Origin of the sequence: Methylacidimicrobium cyclopophantes, from assembly GCF_902143385.2 — a bacterium.
In the GTDB taxonomy this organism is placed as follows: Bacteria; Verrucomicrobiota; Verrucomicrobiia; order Methylacidiphilales; family Methylacidiphilaceae; genus Methylacidimicrobium; species Methylacidimicrobium cyclopophantes.
On sequence record NZ_CABFUZ020000119.1, the window covers coordinates 1 to 18,445 of the forward strand.

General features: G+C 61.3%; 16 protein-coding genes. 15 read left to right on the forward strand and 1 reads right to left on the reverse strand.

The window, feature by feature from the left end; all coding sequences use genetic code 11:
• The 4 genes from FN369_RS05350 to FN369_RS05365 all read left to right on the forward strand — a co-directional run.
• Nucleotides 1-1,246, forward strand: a 1,246-nt coding sequence (locus FN369_RS05350) for an O-antigen ligase family protein (RefSeq protein WP_142525163.1), incomplete at its 5' end; no start/stop codon positions are given.
• 50 nt (nt 1,247-1,296) lie between these two features.
• Complete coding sequence (locus FN369_RS05355) at nt 1,297-2,301, forward strand: class I SAM-dependent methyltransferase (protein ID WP_142525164.1); 1,005 nt, start codon at nt 1,297-1,299, stop codon at nt 2,299-2,301.
• A gap of 179 nt (nt 2,302-2,480) precedes the next feature.
• Nucleotides 2,481-3,662 carry a glycosyltransferase family 4 protein gene (locus FN369_RS05360; protein ID WP_142525165.1) on the forward strand — a complete coding sequence of 394 codons (1,182 nt, stop codon included), beginning with the start codon at nt 2,481-2,483 and terminating at the stop codon, nt 3,660-3,662.
• A gap of 56 nt (nt 3,663-3,718) precedes the next feature.
• Nucleotides 3,719-4,783 (forward strand): glycosyltransferase family 2 protein, encoded by a 1,065-nt coding sequence (locus tag FN369_RS05365; RefSeq protein WP_142525166.1) that lies wholly within the window; start codon nt 3,719-3,721, stop codon nt 4,781-4,783.
• Between the two features lie 828 nt (nt 4,784-5,611).
• Here FN369_RS05365 and FN369_RS05370 read toward each other — a convergent pair.
• The gene (locus tag FN369_RS05370; RefSeq protein ID WP_142525167.1) at nt 5,612-5,815 is read right to left on the reverse strand and encodes a hypothetical protein; all 204 of its coding nucleotides are present in this window, start codon (nt 5,813-5,815) and stop codon (nt 5,612-5,614) included.
• Between the two features lie 590 nt (nt 5,816-6,405).
• On the opposite strand from FN369_RS05370, the gene FN369_RS05375 reads away from it, so the two are divergent.
• The 11 genes from FN369_RS05375 to FN369_RS05425 all read left to right on the forward strand — a co-directional run.
• The gene (locus FN369_RS05375; protein WP_178087691.1) at nt 6,406-7,593 is read left to right on the forward strand and encodes a glycosyltransferase; all 1,188 of its coding nucleotides are present in this window, start codon (nt 6,406-6,408) and stop codon (nt 7,591-7,593) included.
• Between the two features lie 397 nt (nt 7,594-7,990).
• Nucleotides 7,991-8,932, forward strand: coding sequence for a glycosyltransferase family 4 protein (locus FN369_RS05380; protein ID WP_178087692.1), 942 nt, complete (start codon nt 7,991-7,993; stop codon nt 8,930-8,932).
• Complete coding sequence (locus FN369_RS05385) at nt 8,910-10,355, forward strand: O-antigen ligase family protein (RefSeq protein WP_142525170.1); 1,446 nt, start codon at nt 8,910-8,912, stop codon at nt 10,353-10,355. The genes FN369_RS05380 and FN369_RS05385 overlap by 23 nt, the downstream gene beginning before the upstream one ends.
• Complete coding sequence (locus tag FN369_RS05390; RefSeq protein WP_142525171.1) at nt 10,340-11,569, forward strand: glycosyltransferase; 1,230 nt, start codon at nt 10,340-10,342, stop codon at nt 11,567-11,569. The genes FN369_RS05385 and FN369_RS05390 overlap by 16 nt, the downstream gene beginning before the upstream one ends.
• A complete protein-coding gene (locus FN369_RS05395) occupies nt 11,569-12,258 on the forward strand; it encodes a class I SAM-dependent methyltransferase (protein ID WP_142525172.1) in 690 nt (229 codons plus the stop codon). The genes FN369_RS05390 and FN369_RS05395 overlap by 1 nt, the downstream gene beginning before the upstream one ends.
• Before the next feature lie 135 nt (nt 12,259-12,393).
• Nucleotides 12,394-12,738 (forward strand): hypothetical protein, encoded by a 345-nt coding sequence (locus FN369_RS05400; protein ID WP_142525173.1) that lies wholly within the window; start codon nt 12,394-12,396, stop codon nt 12,736-12,738.
• Nucleotides 12,707-13,300 carry an FkbM family methyltransferase gene (locus tag FN369_RS05405; RefSeq protein ID WP_178087693.1) on the forward strand — a complete coding sequence of 198 codons (594 nt, stop codon included), beginning with the start codon at nt 12,707-12,709 and terminating at the stop codon, nt 13,298-13,300. Before FN369_RS05400 ends, FN369_RS05405 begins: the two co-directional genes overlap by 32 nt.
• Before the next feature lie 87 nt (nt 13,301-13,387).
• Nucleotides 13,388-14,695: a hypothetical protein gene (locus FN369_RS05410; protein WP_150003895.1), complete on the forward strand. Its 1,308-nt coding sequence runs from the start codon at nt 13,388-13,390 to the stop codon at nt 14,693-14,695.
• A gap of 86 nt (nt 14,696-14,781) precedes the next feature.
• Nucleotides 14,782-15,705, forward strand: a complete 924-nt coding sequence (locus FN369_RS05415) for a class I SAM-dependent methyltransferase (RefSeq protein ID WP_178087694.1) — start codon at nt 14,782-14,784, stop codon at nt 15,703-15,705.
• Complete coding sequence (locus tag FN369_RS05420; RefSeq protein ID WP_178087695.1) at nt 15,689-16,585, forward strand: glycosyltransferase family 2 protein; 897 nt, start codon at nt 15,689-15,691, stop codon at nt 16,583-16,585. Before FN369_RS05415 ends, FN369_RS05420 begins: the two co-directional genes overlap by 17 nt.
• A 183-nt stretch (nt 16,586-16,768) precedes the next feature.
• Nucleotides 16,769-18,445, forward strand: a 1,677-nt coding sequence (locus FN369_RS05425; protein WP_281290924.1) for a FlgD immunoglobulin-like domain containing protein, incomplete at its 3' end; no start/stop codon positions are given.

An 18,445-nucleotide genomic window follows, 5' to 3' on the forward strand; every position in this document is an offset into this window, starting at 1 on the left:
GCCGGCCGCCTGCGTATTGGCCTGGGTGGCCTTCCAGGCGGTTCCGATTCCCTCGAATCTCGTCGCGTTGCTCTCCCCGGAGCGCCTTCGGCTCGAGCAAGAGAGCGCCCATCTTCTCGGCACCCGAAGCCCATTCTTTTTTGCTCTCTCCGTCGATCCCGAAGAGACCCGGCGCTACCTATGGGAATTTGCGGGAATCGCGTTGTACACCGTTCTTCTCTGGAACGTCGTGACCGATCGGGACCGGCTCCGCCGGCTCCTTCTGGTAATGATCGGCAACGGAGCGGCTCTCACCCTCTTCGCGATCGTTCAGAGGGCGACCTGGAACGGGGCGATCTACTGGGTCCGGACGGTCAAAGGGGGGGATACCTTTGGTCCCTATGTCAATCGGACCCACATGGGAGGGCTCCTTTTGCTCATCATTCCTCTGGGCTTGGGCTTCCTTTCGGCCGAAGCCGCCCGCAGGCCCAAGGGCGAGCGCTTCGACTGGCGCGCTTGGGTCCGGATGCCCGTGCGGGAACTCTTCGAGCGGCTCTTTCTCCCCTTGCTCCTTTTGATCATGGCGGCGAGTGTCCTCACCTCGAAGTCCCGTGGAGCGCTTGCGAGCCTTCTCCTGGCCCTTCTCCTCATGGCGCTCTGGTTCGCCTCCCGCGGCCGGGAAGAGCGGAGCGGCTTGCTCGGGGTCGCGGGCTTTACCGTCGCCGGGCTCCTCGCCGCCCTCTGGATCTCGGCCGATCTCTTTCTGGGCGCGACCGAGCGTCTCGTCGGGGAAGCCTTGGATCCCAAGGAGGGGAGCCGCTTGGCGATCTGGAGCCAGGCGCTCGGGCTCTGGAAACGTTTTCCTCTAGCGGGAAGCGGAATGGGGACCTTCGAGCCCGCATTCAACTTGGTGCGCAAGGTCTTTCCGGGGAACCACGCGGTGACCCATGCCGAGAGCGACTTCGTCCAGCTCCTCTGCGATACGGGCCTTGTCGGGCTCGGCTTGGCGCTCTGGCTCTTTTCCGCCCTCGTCTTTGCCGGCTCAAGATCGCTCACGAAAGCCGAAGGCCGCTCCCGGCAGAGGCTCGTCCTTGGGGGGCTCATCGCCCTGGTCGCCGCCGCCGTCCAGGGGATCGCGAATTTCGACTTGAGCATCATGGCCAACTGGCTCTACGTGGCGGCGGCCGTCGTGGTGATGGGGCGGGCAGGGGAGCTGGCGGCGGGCAAGGGCGGTTTACGAGCTCGGAGTCAACTGGGAGGGGCATAGCAGCTTCTTGGCCAAGTACGAAAGATGCCGAACATCGCTATAGGAGCCGAATGACGCATTGCCCGCTATGTGGAAGCAATCCGGACAGAGCGCTCGAGAATTGCCGGGATCTTCTCTTAGGAATAGCCGGAAGCTGGACCTATCGGAGGTGTAGCGGATGCGGCTCGCTCTGGATGGATCCCCTGCCGCGACCGGAGGAGATTTCCGCCTTCTATCCTGAAAACTACTACACCCACGAAGCTCCCGCCTTTTCCGGTCCGGTCGCCGGCCATGCGCTGGGGCGGATTACGATGCCGGCCAGATTGACTTTGCTGGAGATCCGCTTGGGCTACACGGTTCCGAAAGAATGGTGGCAACGGGCCGGAAAGCACCGCTTGCCGAGGGGAGTGGCAAGACTCCTGCCTCTCTTTCCCGCGGGACGAATGGTGCGATTTCTTCCCTTTCGCAGAGGGGGGAGGTTGCTCGACGTGGGAAGCGGCAACGGGGAGTTCCTTTGGATGATGCGGGAGTTGGGCTGGGAAGTAGAGGGAATCGAGCCCGACGGTCGAGCCGCCGAGGGAGCGGTGAAGTCCGGCCTTCCCGTGAGGCACGGTGGAATAGAGGATATATCGCTTACACCGGACTCCTACGACGCGATCACGCTCGGTCACGTCATCGAGCATCTGCTCGATCCGCGGGCGGCTTTAAAGCGATGCGTCTCAGCATTGCGAGCCGGGGGAATCTTGGTCAGCTTTTCCCCAAACCCTGCGGGATGGAACGCTCGGCTATTTCAGCGTGTCTGGCGTGGGCTGGAGCCGCCTCGCCATTTGATTCTACCCAGTCTCGTAGGCTACCGCGCAGCTCTTAGGGGGCTGCCCGTCAAGGTGGAGTGCCGGACAAGCCCGATGCACATGGGTCTCTCCTGGCAATGGAGCCGCTGCAACACGAAAGCCTGCTGGCCGGCCTGGCTCGAAGCGGGCTATGCACGATGGTTGGATTACGTCGGCGGCCCTCTCCGGGTCGCTTTTCATCCCGAGGACGGTGAAGAATGTATTTGCATCGCGCAGAGGCTCTAGGAATCGAATTCAGAAAAAATAGGGTTTTTCCGCCAAGGGGGACGGGAGAGGGATGATTCGGAAGGAACTTCCGGGAATGGGTGGCAACAATGAGACAGAGACAGCCGCGATCGAGGGCCCGTAAAGTGCGATGCGGTAAGACGCGATCTGAAAACGCCAGGGATGGCGCAAGGGGCTAGGTGAAGGCATTTTCGGTCAACATTGCCGTGTCAGGGCGGTTTCACTATCAAAACTACGTTTCGCGCCTCTGGGAAGAAGGAATCCTCCAACGATTCTATTATTCGCACCGCTTTGATCGGCGGATTCTCCCTCCGGAAGCCGATGCCGAAGTCAATCTCTGGGGAAAAGAATGCTTGGCACGCCTTCACGGAAAGCTGTTTGGCAACCGGGCCGCTGCAATGATTCCTCGATACAATGCTCTCTGGGAGACAGGAGTCTTGCGTCGCTGGGAGCGAGCCGACCTCTGGCATGTGCTGCTTCATGGAGCGGCCAAGCGAATCTTAACCCGAGCCAGAGTGGAAGGGAGTTGCACCATAGGGGAACCGGTCAATGCCCATCCGCGCGACATCGAGCGGCTGTTCAAGGAGGAAGAGGATCGTCTCGGCTTGCCTAAGCGAACCTATTTCCGGGAGGAGTGGCAGAACATCGTGGAAGAGGTAGAGAAGAGCGACTTTCTCTTAGTTGCTTCCCACTGGCTGCGGCGTTCCTTCGCTTCGCACGGATATCCCGAAGAGCGGATCCAGATCCTTCCCTACGGGGTCGATCTAGCGAAGTTTTTCCCGCAGTGGAATGGCGAGGGAGATGACGTTTTTCGGGTGCTCTGCGTCGGCCAGATCTGCCCCCGCAAAGGGCAGGCGGATTTGTTGGAAGCCTGGAGGAGGCTTCGATTGCCTCGGGCCGAGCTCCTTCTTCTTGGGGTGATCGACGAGGCGATGCGGCCGCTTCTTCGGCGGTTCGGCGGACTCTTTCGGTATTTGGGATACTGCTCGTTCGATGAAGTGGCATCGTTTTATCGCCAAGCGTCGGTGTTTGTTCTCCCTTCAATCGAAGATGGGTTCGCGGACGTCTGCGGAGAAGCGATGGCCTCCGGGCTGCCCGTGATCGTTACGGAAAACACTGGGGCAGCGGACATAGTCGAAAACGGCGTCGACGGCTTCGTCGTGCCCATCCGTTCTCCCGAAAGGATCGCCGAAACTCTGGAGACGCTCTATCGCAACCCCGAGCTCCGGCGTTTAATGGCGGAGAACGCCCTCCGGAAGGCCGAGGGCTTGAGTTGGAATTCCTATGCGCAGAGGCTCTCAGTGTTGTACGGGAACCTGTTCGCGACCCGGTCGGCGTTAACGGTCGAAAGAAACACGTGATAGAAAGGAGATCGTTAAAGGCCTGCGAGCGAGTGTGCCTCGTTTCGGAGCCACAGATGAGCGGCGGCAAGGGTGTCAGCGGTGTGGGTGCCCGGCTCGTTCGGCGCGAACGCACGATGAGAGAGTTGTCGGGAGAAGATCGAGCGGCGGGAGACCCTGCGAAGGAAGCGAAGCAGAGGATAGCGATCCCCCTCTCAAGAAGTTCCGCAGTAGGCGCGGTTGTCGTCACCTGGAACTCGGTTCCGTGGATTGAAGGTCTCATGGCCCTGCTTTCGCAGGCGAGCGCGGAAGGCTTTCAGAAGGTCGTCTTCGTCGATACGGGCTCGACTGACGGGACCGTTGCTCTCGTACGTGCCAAAGCTGCGGGATCGGTACAGATCATCGAGACCGGTAACGTAGGGTATGCGGCTGGACTCAACGTGGGGATCCGAGCTTTCGGATCGGATCGTCCTCCTTTTTTTCTGCTCCTCAATCCCGACATCACCGCAGAGCCGGGATTCCTCGATCGAATGCTGGAGGAGGTGGTCAAGCATAGTGCGGATCCCATTGGAATTGCAGATCCTCGCATTTTGGAGCCGACGGTCGACGGCAAATGGGTTGTGACCAATCGAAGGAGGCGAAATCTCTGGGGATGGCCTTGTCCATCGCAAGAGGCCCCGGGGATTTCCTGGACGGAAGCCGCGCACGGCGCTTGCAGCTTGATTAGGCGCGAGGTGATTGAGCGAATTGGGCTATTCGATGAGGATTACTTCCTCTATTGGGAAGAAATCGACTATTGTCTGCGCGCCCGACGCGCCGGTTTCCGAGTGGCGGGAATCGACTGCATCTCCATTCGGCATCATCCTGGAGAGGTGCGAGACGGGAAGAATGCGAAGTCGGAGACGGGGCATTACTACTTCTGGCGCAATCAGTGGCTCTACGCCGGTAAGGCTTACGGCCCTTGGTTGGGTGCTCTCTTCGTTCTCGTGCGGCTTCCCATATTTCTACGCGAAGGTTTCCGGCTGGTCTGCGAGGGAGATTTTCACCTTTTCCAGAGGGCGGTCCAGGGTCTGCTCATGGGATGTCTCGGACAAAAAGGTCCGGCGCATGTGCAATCGAGGCTCTTGGTGAGACAGGAATAGGCGATTACGGAGAAAATCTAGTTGCCAAATCTTGGATTGTTACATTCCGGGTCTCGGATGCTTGAATTGTCAAACGACATAGGATTCCCTCAGACGGCTGGTGCGTTTTCTCTTCCCGGGAAAGGCAAAGCTTTTCGACATTGGCACCGGTAACCGTCGTTACCTCGCCGTGATGCGAAAGTTGGGGCGGGAGGACGAGGACACCGAACCCGTGATCGGGGGTCGCAGCATCTGGGAAATTCGGCTGTTTCGTACCGTAAGGAACAATCGAGAGTGTCGAATTGATGCGCATGCTTTTATAAGGTGATCACTCTCAATCGCGTAGCAGAGCGTCTTCTGAATCGGTAATCCGCGCGCGAGCGTAGAGCGCTACGTAAGGGCCTTGCGTCCGCGCGCCACTCTGCTGAGCATTTCCCTGAATCGTGACGGACGCAATGCTCGATTACTTTAAAACATTTGGCGTGGGCCGAAGGGCTCCGCGGCGCTTGATTCTTCCAAGCGTCTGAGGGTACCAGACAGAATTCTGGAGGGCTTTTCGGGGCTAGCGAAGCTCGTAACAAGTCCACTACGTATGGTTTATTTTTTGCGAATCGAGTTGCGTCGACAGGGAATCCGCCCGGGCGGCGTGGCTGGAAGCGGCTTATGCCCGCTGGCTCGATTTTGGGTCGATCTCTCTACGTTGCGCTCGATGGGGAGGAGCGGGAAGAATGATGCATTTGCATCGCATACAAGGACCGCGGGTCCGAATAAGCGAAAAGGATTGTCGGCTCTTCGCGGTTGTCGATTTTTAAAACGTGAGGAGACGCTTTCGATCCCATTTGTGATCATTCAGGCACGAAGGGAAGTCGCCTGCCCTACCAGCTGCGGCAAGAAGTTGCTGGAGGATTTCACGATGCGAAGCGGCATCAGGGTCTGGGGCTTCCGAAAACGGGCGGTCGGAAGCTTGAGCTGGCGCGAATCGACGAAAAGGCGTTGCCAAGGTTTTGCTAAGCAAGGAGGGAGGAGGGAAACGCATTGCGGATGCGGCCCCATGTTGGCAATCCGTCTTCTTGCTCAAGAAAAAACCGCAGGAGTGCGATGCCGCCTGCCTGCTCCATCGGGGGAGTATCTGGGGATGTCGCAGGTCGATTCCTGGGCAGACATTCCATGAACTCCTATTCTCCGTCCGGTCGTATCCGGTTTCTGTGTATCGCGGAGACTTCCGTCACGCTTTGTTAGGCTTGCCGGACCGCAAGACTGGGATTCCTAGAGAAGTTGGAGGAATTTCGTGAGCATAGATCCGACGAAGACGTCTTGTTTGTCAATCTCGGGACCGGACAAGCAGCTGGACGGGCTGTGTCTGTCCGCGCTGCGGAGTAAAGAAAAATTGGTTTAAGGCACGACGGCAGATGAACGAATGCTGCCAACGCCTTCTGCAACCCTCGGTAACGGCCGGCACTCGCCCACTTCGCTCTTCTTACCCGGTGGGAGAATGCTCTTAGGCCGTGTTTTTAGACTTTGCCGGGGTTGGCACCAGAACAATTGCCTTGGGTCACGAGGAAATTGCGCTACGAGATTTAGTGGGATAAGCATTGATGGGAAAAGCCCGGAAGGGATACCGACGAGGGAAGGGAAAGCGCGACGTGAAGCTAGCGGTCGTCTATTGTAATTTCGGTCCTTACCATGTAGCGCGGGCGAAGGCGCTGGCTGCAATCCGTTCGATTACTCCTGTTTGCATCGAGGTTGCCGACCATCAGGGGACCCATCCGTGGACCAAGGATTCTCGGCGGGAAATCCCGATTCGAACCCTCTTTCGCGGAGCTTCGTGGGAGCAATTGCCGTCTCGGAGGATCGGAGATCATCTTGTCGCGGCACTGGAAGAAGAAGAGCCGGATGTTGTTGCCACCATCGGCTACGGATGGGGATTCATGCGGAGAGCGGCTCTATGGGCCATGCGAACCCGACGAGGATCGGTGCTGATGCACGAAACAGCTCGGCAAGATAAAAGACGGCTGCCATGGAAGGAAGCGATCAAAGGGTGGATCATCGCGCGCCATTACCATGCGGCCTTGGTAGGCGGGAAATCCCATGGAGACTATCTGGCCGAGCTAGGCTTCCCCCGCGAGCGGATGTGGGCGCCTCACTCGGTCGTCGACAATGGGTGGTTTGCGCAAGAAGTACAACGCGTGCGGCAAGCTGAGCGGGCATGGCGAGAGCGACTAGGTGTGCCGCCACGCTATTTTGTCTTCGTGGGACGCCTAGCGTCGGAAAAAAATGTGGAACGCCTCTTGGAGGCTTATCGGCGCTACCGGAGTTCGTCTTCGAGCGATTGGGGGTTCGTGATCCTCGGGGATGGACCCCTTCGGGAGAAGCTCGAACGGCAAGCACGGGCAAATCGATTGCCCAAAATCCTTTTCCGAGGGTTCGTTCCAAACGAGGATCTCCCTCCGTACTACGCGTTGGCGGGTTGCTTCGTCCTGCCTAGCCTCGTAGAGCCGTGGGGGCTTGTGGTCAACGAAGCTATGGCCTCTTCCCTCCCCGTTTTGATTTCGGACCGGTGCGGGTGCGTCCCCGACCTGGTTTCGGAGCGAAATGGGTTCCTTGTAGAGCCTACAGACGTCGCAGGGCTTACCCGGCTTCTGGAGCGTGTTGCGTCGATGAGTTCATCGGACCTGGAGGCCATGGGCAGAGCTTCTCGGGAGATCGTCGAGCGGTTCAGCCCGGAGGCCTGGGCACGGGGTCTACACGCGGCGGCCCGCTGCGCGTGGGAAGCAGCCTACGGGACGGAGGCGTGTGAGCCACAGGTGAGCAGAGTAGAACGAGGCGCGTGAAAAGGAGAGGTTGCGGTGCGTGTCGATCGGCGGCGCATCGTTGGCTCATTTCTTGCGTTCGATTCGTTCAGTCTTAAGCCGGAGCGTGTGTGGCGGAGTGCATTTTTCTTGTTCCGGTGCATGGTAAGAGGACCGATGTGAAAGGGCAGATTGGCAGGAACGCTCACGAAGGTTAATCAGCTGAATCTTCTAAAAGGTTTGCGCTGCCCTTGCGATCCGGAATTGCAAAACGAGCGTTGCGCGACTCCCAATCATGGCCATCGAAAATCGCTGTTCAGCCCTGGTCTCGAATAGGCGGTCCGGCGCGGCTCCGCGAGCAACGCCTCTCGATACGGATATCCTGTTAACGAGCTACTCTTTCTGGCCACGGCTCGGTGGCCTCGAAGCGGTAACGAGGATGCTTGCAGGGCGCTTTCAGCAGGCGGGCCGGTCGGTTGCGGTGGTTACGGAAACGGCTTATAAAGGAGAGGAGCCTTTCCCCTATCCCATTGTGCGCGGCGCTTCCGGCGTGGAGCTGGCCGCACTGGTGAGTCGCGCGCGCTGCGTGTTGCAGAATCACCCGAGCCTGCGCCTTGGGTGGCCTTTGTTGGTCATGAGGAAGCCCTTCGTCATCGCGGTACACAACTGGCTCTCCTTTTCGGGAATCGGAGGCGTAGCTCGCCGCTCCCTGTTTCGACGTTGCGGGCGCTGCATTTCGATCAGCGAGCCGATTGCAAGCCATTTGCCGGTCCCTTCTGAGATTGTGCCCAGCCCCTATGACGAAGAGATGTTTTGGAATACGGGGAGGGAGGAAAGGAGTCGAGACTGCCTTTTCGTGGGTCGCATGCACCAGGGGAAGGGGCCGCTGCTCTTTTTGGAGGCTCTGGAGCTTCTGGGAAAAGAGGGATTGCGTCCGGCAGCGACCCTTGTGGGCGGCGGACCGCTCCTGGAGGAGGCGAAAGCCGTGAGTCGCCGCCTCGGAATGGACGGCCATGTGGAGTTTCTCGGCCCTCAGGAAGCGGGCGTCGTGGCGGAGCTCATGCGGGAGCATCGAATCCTGGTCGTGCCCTCGGTCTGGCAGGAGCCGTTCGGGATCGTGGCCTTGGAAGGCATTGCCTGCGGCTGCATCGTGATCGGCTCGGACGGGGGAGGACTGAAAGAGGCGATCGGTTCCTGCGGCTTGACTTTTCCCAACGGCGATTGCCGTGCGCTTGCGGCTCGAATTCGGGAGCTCCTCACGGATTCTGGGCGTGCCGCCAGCCTTTTGGCTTCTGCATCGGAACATCTCCGGGGACGGACCAGCGTAGCCGTCGCCGAACGATACCTTGGCATCATCGATGACGTTCTTTCCCTTGCGTAGCCCTGGCTTCCGCTCTCCCATCCTTCCGAGGGCCGAGCGGAATCGTCTTCTGCTCGTCCGGTTGATCACCTGGATCTATTGGCTTCTCATTTTCGAAGGGGCGATTCGCAAGTGGCTTCTTCCCAATTACCAGAAGCTTCTCTTCTTCCTCAAGGATCCGTTGGTGCTCCTCGCCTATTTGCTGGCGGCCCGGATTGAATTCTGGTCTCGTCCTTCTCCCATGCTGCTGCTTGCGGCTCCCTTGGCACTGATCGGAGCTCTCATCGGCATCTTCGGGATTCTGCAAGACCAGTCCCCGATCATGATCCTCTACAGTTGGCGAAACTACTTTCTCTATATCCCGCTGGCATTCCTCTGCGAGCGGGTCCTGAGCGCGAAGGAGATCGAGGCGATCGCGAAGCGGACCCTCTTCCTCTCCGTCTTGGTTGCTCCTCTCTGCTTGCTCCAGGCTCACGCTCCCGCGAGTTCGCCGCTTAACGCTGGTTTGGGAGAGGGAGAGAACGCTTTCGAAAATCTTGGCGTTTATGGAGAGATCGAACGTGCGTCCGGAACCTTTTCGAGCTCGATTGGACAAAGCCTCTTCGTCGGGAGCTGTGTCGCCTTTCTTTTGTCCTTTTGGCTGCGTCGGCCTTCCGAGCGGCCAATCGGCCCCACCGCCGTGTGGGTCGTTACACTCGGGGTCCTCGTCAATCTTTTGCTTTCGGGAAGTCGGTCAGCATATCTCGGGGCCGCGGTGAGCGTCTGCGCAGGGCTTGCTGCCTTCGCCTCCGCCGGGCAGCTCCGTCGCGCGATCGGTACCCTCATGGCCCTGGTGGTCGCTGTGGGAATCAGCGGTGTGCTTGCGGCGGTAGCCTTTCCGGATGTCATCGAGGCGATGGCAACCCGATGGACGGGTGCCAACGAAGGGGAAGGCGGATTCCTTATGACAAGTCGGATCGCCTACGATATGACCCAATTTTGGCGGGTTCGGGATGACACCCCTCTATGGGGATTTGGATTGGGCTCTGCCAGCAACGCGGCGGGGAGGTTGGGCATGGCGGAGCTTCCCTATGATGCCGAGGCGGATTGGACCCGGCATATCGCCGAGCTTGGACCGGTGATCGGGCTCTTCTATATGCTCTATCGCTTCGGCCTGCTCGCCTATTTGGGGGTACGCTCCTGGAAGGCGGCGCGGCGGCTTCGAAGCCCGTTGCCGATGCTCCTTCTCTCCTTCATCGCTCCCACCCTTTTTTACGGGCTTTTGACGGGCCAGGGAACGGCAAACGGCTATGGCTGGCTCTTCGTCGGCTTTTGCTTTGCCGCCAGCCGTCTTCCAAAGCAAGCCCAGTTGGCGAGGGATGTGGGTGTCCGCGCCTCTCCCCGCTCGGGTGGGCCGGATCTGCAGCCCGGAAGGATCAATCCCCGCAGATGCGCCTCCTCGTAGTCATTGCCAGCCTCTCTCCCCGCTGGGGAGGGACGACGCCCGCTTGCCTCAACATGTGCCGGGAGCTCGCCCGGCGGGGCAACCGGTTGGTCGTCTACACGACCAATGCGGAAGTGGGCGGTCTCTTGTCGCCTATTCCCAAAGGGGGACAAATGGATGGCGGCGGCTTCGCCATCCGTTGTTTTCCGGTCTCCCATCCATGGTTTTTGCCTGCGCGCGCTTACCTCTACTCTTCCCCTTTAAGCCGGGCCCTCGCGCAAACCGTCCGGGATTACGACCTCGTCTATATCTTCTCGCTCTACCGCTTCCCTTCGACGATAGCCTGCTGGTCCGCCCGGCGCGCGGGCGTTCCTTACGTCCTCAATCCGCACGGCTCGCTCGACCCCTATCTCTATCGGATACGGCGCTGGCGCAAGGCCCTCTCCGAGGGGTTCGTGGAGCGGCCCAATCTCAACCAGGCGGCGGCCATCCACTACACGAGCCAGGAGGAGGCCGATCTGACTCGCCCCTTGGGGCTCCGCGCGCCTTCTCTGGTGGTCCCGCTCGGATTGCCCTTGGAGGAGTATCAACCTCTCCCGAAAGGTTCTCGGTCTCTCCCGCTTCCCGCCGGGAGCAAGGTTCTCCTTTTTTTCGGCCGGATCAACTTCAAGAAGGGACTCGACCTGCTCGTGAAGGCCTTTGGCGAGATTGCCCGCCGGATGCCCGAGGTGGTGCTCGTGGTCGCGGGCCCGGACAACGAGGGCTACGGAACGCGCGTGCGCGGTTGGCTTCGGGAAGCGGGCGTGGAGAATCGGGCCCTCTTTACCGGAATGGTCGTAGGCGAAGAGAAGAGAGCCTGGCTTTCCCAAAGCGACCTCTTCGTCCTCTCCTCCTATACGGAAAACTTCGGGATCGCCGTGGCGGAGGCGATGGCGATGGGCCTGCCCGTCGTGATCTCCGACAAGGTGAACATCTGGCAGGAGGTCCGGGAGGCGGAGGCGGGACTCGTGGTTCCCTGCGATGCCGGGAGGCTCGCGGAAGCCTGCCTCGAGCTGTTGCGGGACCCGGCACGCGGTCGGGCCATGGGAGAACGGGGGAGGCGGCTCGTCGAGGAGCGCTTTTCCCTTGAGAAGACCACCGAGATGCTGGAGGCTTCCTTTCGGCAGCTGGTGGAGGCCCGAAGGACCGAAGACCGCTCGGGCGCGGCTTTCCATCCGGCTGGCCTGATCCAGTAATGAAAGCCGAAGTCCCCTACGCCAAGCAGACGGTCTGCTCCCCGAATCCGCTGGCCCGCTTTTCCCACCGGACGCGCCATGCGGTCGCCTTGCGGTTGGCGACCGAAACAGCGCCTCCGCGGGGAGCGCTGCTCGACTTTGGCTGCGGCGACGGCCACTTCCTCCGGCAGTGCGCCCTCCGTCGGCCCGATCTCCGCCTTTTCGGGTTCGATCCCGGCTGGGAAGGAGCCTCGTCGGAAGGTTGCGTCATCGTCCGGTCCCTTGCCGAGCTCCCGGATCACCAATGCGATGCGATCTGCGCCTTCGAGGTGCTCGAGCACCTTTTTGAATCCGAGCTCGACGAATTTTTTTCGGAGAGCCGGCGGCTGCTCCGCCCGGGCGGCCGCTGGATCCTCTCGGTTCCGATCATCGGGGGTCCGACTCTCCTGCTCAAGGAGCTCAACCGCTGCCTTCTCTTTTCGAGGTGGTCCGAATACACGGCCCGCGAGCTCTGGCGGGCGAGCTTTCTGGGGATCCCCGCCCCACGAGCCTCCGATCGCAAGGGGAGTCACAAGGGGTTTGATTTTCGCCAACTCGAAGAGCGGCTCTCGCGAGAGGGGAAAGTTCTCGTCCGCGGCAGGTCGCCCTTCCCTTGGGCTCCGTGGTGGTGCAATTCCCAGGCATTTTATGTCGCAGAATTGCGGGCCTGAAGGCAAGGCGCAGCAAACCTCGCCTCTTCGAGGCGGCGGCTGGTCCGGAAGGGAAGGGGCCCCAATGGCAACGCCGATCCGAAAAACCAGTGGGCGGCTCTTTGCGGCTCGATCCGATCTCGGGAACAAACGGTAGTGAAACTCTCTCGGCTTCTTGCTCCCGAATATCTCCTTCGCCCCAGGCAAATTCTTCTTCGGGTCGTCCGCGGATTGGCGCGAGGGACGACCGGATGCCGAATCGTGAAGTTGCCTTGGGGCTCTGAGATCCGAGTGAATATAGGAGAGGGGATCGGGAATACGATCTGGAGAACCGGAGTAGACGATTTGCCGGTTCTGGAATGTCTCTGGCGGCTGACCGATCCGGGAGACCGGTGCGTGGACGTCGGCGCCAATATCGGATTGATGACCAACGTGATGGCCTTCCGAGCGGGTTCGGAAGGGTCGAATCTTGTCCCGGGAGCCCCATCCCGAGCTTTTTGAGGAGCTTAGGGGAAATATTGGCCGATGGGCGCCTGCCGCGGGCTTTGCCGAAGTCGATGCTGTGGAAGCTGCGGCGACAAGCGAAGACGGATCGATCGAATTCGAGACGCCGGAATGCTTCGGTGGAAACCGTGGAACGGGCCGCGTGCGAACCAGCGGCGGGTTCTGCAAGGGGAACTCGGCGCTGCTGGTTCAGGCGGTTCGGCTGGAAAATCTTCTGAAAGATCGACCGGTTGGAGTCATGAAAGTGGACGTCGAAGGGCACGAGCTCAGCGTATTCGAAGGCTGCGGTTCGTTGTTGGCAGCAGGGAGGGTCCGCGACATGCTCTTTGAATGCTTTTTACCGCACCCAAATCCGGTCACAGAGCATCTCCACGCCTGCGGCTACTCTCTTTTTCAAGTACAGGTGCGGCCGACAGGCCCCTTTCCGGTGCTTCTCCCTATGGTTGAAAGAGGAGGGACAAATGAAAACTTGCTGGCCACCCGTGAGCCGGAAAGGCTGATGGAGCGGTTTCGTAGGCCGGGATGGCTCTGTCTCCGTGGGAAGAGGGTTCTTCGATGACGAAGGGGCTTTGGGAGGCTCACGACGAGTTGCCGTTGCGACGGTGCACCGAAATCGCGTCGCAGGAAAGAAAAGGTTGGGGAGACGGTGCGTAAGTGGATGATGGATCGAGTGGCCCGGCACGGCCGAGGACTCGGAGCGCTTTTCGCAAGCAACCTGGTCGGCTATGGGGGCAATTTCCTTTGTCTCCTACTGATCGTCACCCATTGCCCGGTCGATGTGTTCGCGGCGTACACTGTTGCCCAGGCGGTGCAGGCGTTGGCGGCCGGTTGGTTCGACGCCGGGTTGGGTTCGAGCATCCAGACCCTGGTTGCGCGCGGCGGGCCCGAGTCGGCCGGCGTCTACCGGAGCGCCTCTTGGCGGTGGACATTGGCGACAGTTCCTTCGGTCCTTCTCGTTTTGGCGCTCGGCAGCTTCTCGCTACCCCATTGGGAGAGGCAGCCGAACCCCTTTCTCAGCCCCTATCTTTTGACGGGATTTGTCGGGGTCGGCCTGATCCAGGCTCGGGTCCTGCTTGCCAGCTCCCTTGCTTTTGCAGAGGGGCGAATTGATCGGTTCTGCCTCTTGCAGGGGGTAGCCTCGCTGGGTCGGCTCCTGCTGGTCCTCCTGCTTCTCTGGCTTCGAGGAACTCTTGCGTTTTCCTCCTTGCTTCTTGTGGAGGCCGGAGCGGCTTCCTTGACGTGGGGCGTGGCCTCTTGGGCGAAGCGCCCGGCCGTGGATTCCTTTTCCCCCGCTGAGACCCTTGCAGCCCGGCAGCGCCTCCGGGACTTTCTGTTGCCCTCAATGCCGTCGGTTTTTCTCGGCGGGCTCGCTTCTACGGTGACCCTCTTCGGAGGGAGTCTCTTCGCCGCACCGGCGGCGATCGCGTCGTACGGGATCTTTCAGAAAGTCGGTCAATTGGTCGTTTTTGCCTGGGGGCCCATCAACCAGTATGTGGGGCGGCATCTTTGCGTTCAGTCCTCAAGAACGAGGCGAGGCAACGCAGAGCGCCGGTATCTGCTGGGCGCCTTGGCGGGCTATGTCTTCTTCGCAATGGTCATGATGGGTATCTACGTCGTGGCGGGCCGTTGCTCGCAACATTATAGCTTGCTACATCCTCTGGCCTTTGCCCTCTACTTGGTCGGCCTGGGAGGGGGGCTTGCCTACGTGAGTCTCGATACGGTGCTTGCATCGCGAGGAGCGGCGGACCACCGTCTAGCCGGCGCCTTTCTGGTCGCGATTCGCACCGCGTTGGTCGCGATCCTGCGGCCGAGCGGGCTCGTGCTCTTGATTGCTCTGGATACTTTCACCCTTTTTCCCGTAATCGGCTATTTCCTCTACCGCCTCGCTCGGCCGCCCCTGGAGCCTGAGGATGTGCGGCTGCAAGAGTGCCTCAGCCCAAGGGAGACTAAATAATGCAATGGGAAGCTCGCTCGAGCTGCCCGGTGTGCGGGGGCGCTGGGAGTCTCGTCGTTTCGAAGGCCAGGGATCCGGTGTGTGGGGTGGAAGGCGAATGGAATTATCGCCGCTGCGACCGCTGCGGGTCGCTCTGGATGGATCCGCGGCCACCCATGGAGGCGATTCCTACGTTGTATCCCGAGAACTACTACACCCATGCCGGCGTTCCTCCCGATCCGGCTGGGGAACGGAGCCTTCCGTCGCGGGTGTGGGGTGCCGCGCAAGAGGCCGCGTTACGACGGTTCGGATATAACGGGGCAAAGCCGGCAAATCCCTGGGAGAGATTGGGGGAAATGCTGCTGGCCTTCCCACCCATCGAAAGGGAAGCGCCGCGCCGCGTTCGCTTCCTGCCTCGGCTCCCCAGTGGGAAGCTGCTCGATGTCGGTTGTGGCGACGGCTCCTTTCTCGAGCGGATGCGGACGTTGGGATGGGAGGGAGAGGGGCTCGAGCCGGATCCGATCTCCGCAGAGCAGGCGCGCCGGCGGGGCTTCCCGATTCGTTCTTCCACCCTCGAAGAAGCGGCCTTTCCTCCGGAGGCATACGACGCAATCACCATGAGCCATGTTCTCGAGCATCTTCCGGACCCGTCAACCGTGTTGGTCCGGCTTCGAGCGGCCCTGAAGCGCGGCGGGCTCCTCGTCAGCATTTCGCCCAATCCCGTCGGAAGCCTAGCCCGCCGATTTGGCGGCGCGTGGCGCGGACTGGAGCCGCCGCGGCACCTGGTCCTTCCCAGTCCGGCGGGATGTGCGATTCTCTGCCGGAAGGCGGAACTGGAGGCGCGAGTTTTTACTTGTTGGTCGGAATCCCACTGGGTCCGGAGCCAGAGCCGGCAGATCGAGACTTGCGGCCGAGTGCTCGATACCCGCTGCCCCCTTGCGGATCGACTCTACGGCTACGCGATTGCCCCCTGGATGAATTGGTTCTTGCGGGATTCCGGGGAGGAGGTGGTTTTTGTTGCCCACCGCTGAAGGACCGCTCCAAGTCTTTTTGCTCCACTGGAACGAACCGGAAGGCTGTGCGAGAGCCGTGCGAGGGTTCCTGGGCCAGACGGTGCCCATCCGGCTCACCGTGATCGATAACGGCTCCTTACCGGAAAAAAGGAAAGCGCTCGACCTGGCGCTGCCGAATGGAGTGGAACGGCTCGATCTCTCGGCCAATCTGGGATGGGGCGGAGGACTCAACGCCGGGTTGCGGCGGTGGCTGGGGGAGCGCATGGGCTCGATCGCCGTGGTGGCCGCCCATGACGCGCTTCCGGAGCCATCTTGCTTGGCCATGCTCCAAGAGGCGATGATGCGCGATGGGCGCTTGGGCGTCGTCTCTCCGGAATACGGAGAGCCGATGGTGCCGAAGTATGGGCCGATTCTCGGGGCGAGGATCCTGTCCGCCGTTCCTCGGAAAAGAGGTTTTGTCGAAGCGGTCGACTATGTGCACGGAGCCCTCATGGCCTTTCGGCGGGAGTGCTTAGAAGAGATCGGGCTCTTCGACGAACGATATTTTGCCTACGGAGACGAGGTGGAAATCACCCTGCGGGCGCGCAAAGCCGGATGGAAAGCGGCGATCGTGTGGGGAGCCATCGTGGTCAACCCGGCGAGCGGGACACCCAAGCCGATTCTTACCTACCTATGGGCCCGCAGCGGCCTGCTCATGGCCGAGACATATGGGAGCCGCTGGCGGGCGTGGGTCCGCGCGGGCCTCATGTTGCTGCATAACGGACGCTTGGCCCTGGAGCAGCGGGGAAGCGCCGGTCGAGCGCTTCGTCATGCGCGACTCCTGGCGATTCGAGATTACTGGCAGGGCAGGTTTGGATCGCCTCCCTTCGAAGAGCTGACGCAAGGAGATGGCCGGTAGCCTGATGCCCGCCAGGAGAGACGACGGTGCTCGGTGGGCGCGGGAGAACCGCTTCCGGGATAAAACGAGGTGCGTCGGAGCAAGCAGAGGGATCTCCGTCGGGCCGGAATCGCCAACATGCCGAGAGATGAGCCGCTGGGTACCCGAAGGGGCCGCCTGAGGGGACGAATGCTTTGGTTTGGGATGGCGGCTTTGCTGCTTTTCGGCCTTCTGGGCGTAGCATCGGCCCAGGAAACCGAGAATCACGTGCTGGTCGCCGTTCCCGCGCCGGGTGGCGTGCGGATCGACGGAGATCTCGGGGACTGGGATCTCTCGGGAACGATTCTGGCCTGCTACGACCTGGCGGCCTTGCGAGAAACCCATTCGGTCCGAGTCGCCGCGATGCATGACCCGGCCAACCTCTACCTCTCCTTCCGCTTCCGCGATCCGACCCCGATGGAAAACTGGACCAATCCCGCTCTCGATCCCCAGGGTGGCTGGCGGGGGGATGCGGTCCAGGTCCGCTTTCAGACCGATCAGGTGGTCCATCTGACCTCCTGGTACGACACGGAGAGGAAGCTGCCGTGGGCGAGCCTCCACTACGGCATGTGGGAGGGGGACCCGTCCGCCCGGGATCTGAACGACGCGCTCGCCAAGGGAGTCCGCGTCGCCTTCCGGAAGGATCCCGACGGACGGGGGTATGTCCAGGAGATGGCGATCCCCTGGGGGATCTTGACGAAAGCTGGGAAGCCTCCGGAGCCTTCCTTCCGGTGCGGGATGGAGTTCTTTTGGGGCGCTCCTAAGGGGAGGAACTGGCCGGAACACCGCTATGCCGATCTGGTCAACGCGGAGAATCCGCACCGCTCCTTTTTTTGGGAATCGACCGAAAGCTGGGGGAGGGTCGAACTCGTCCGCCGAGGAAACCTGCCTCCGGTTCCGGCGGCAAGGTGGAAGACGGCTATAGAATCGGAAGCGGCGCGCTTCCGGACCGAGGGCTCGGTTCCGATCCGCTACGAGCTGCCCGCCGACGGCTTTGCGACCCTTGTGATCGAGGCCCAATCGGGAAAGCGGGTCCGCAACCTGATCGCCGACGATCCTCGGAAGGGGGGATGGAACGAGGACTATTGGGACGGGCGGGATGACCAGGGGAACCCCGCTCCGCCGGGGGATTATCGCGTGCGCGGCCTCTGCCACGGCCCGCTCCATTTGGAATATCAATTCACCTACGGCAATCCCGGCATTCCTCCGTGGCTGACCCCGGACGGTCGGGGAGGATGGCTCTCCAACCATGAGAACCCGATGGCGGTGGCCGCCGACGCCGAGAGGGTCTACATCGCGGCTCCGATGGCCGAAGGCGCTTGCACTCTGATGGCCTTGGACAAGGAGGGGCGGAAGCGGTGGGGGGTGGGCGGCGTCGCCGGCGGACCGCTCGCTCGAATGGGGCCTTATCTGTACATGGTGATCGGAGGAGCCCTCTCGGCCTTCGGGGTGCCGGCGGGAGAGGTACGGCTCGTCCGCTACGATGCGCAGACCGGCGCGCAGGTCCCCTTCCGGAATGGAGATCCTTACCGAACGATCGCCCGCTTCGATCCGAAGAAAGCCCCTCCGCGGCGGGAGCCCGAGGGGAAGGCGATCGAGGAGGGGACGCTCGATGCGGCCTGGTGCCAGCGGCAGACGATGGGTTTGGCGGCTTCGGGAGAGCGCCTCTACGCCTCGCTCTATTTCGAGAACCGGATCGTCGTCACCGACGGGGAGGGGAACGCGGTGCGGGAGATCGTCCTCGATCATCCGGCGGGCTTGGCGGCGGCCCCGGGAGGCTCTCTTTACGCGATCAGCGGAAAGCGCATCGTTCGGCTCGGATCGGGCGGCCGTCCGACCGAT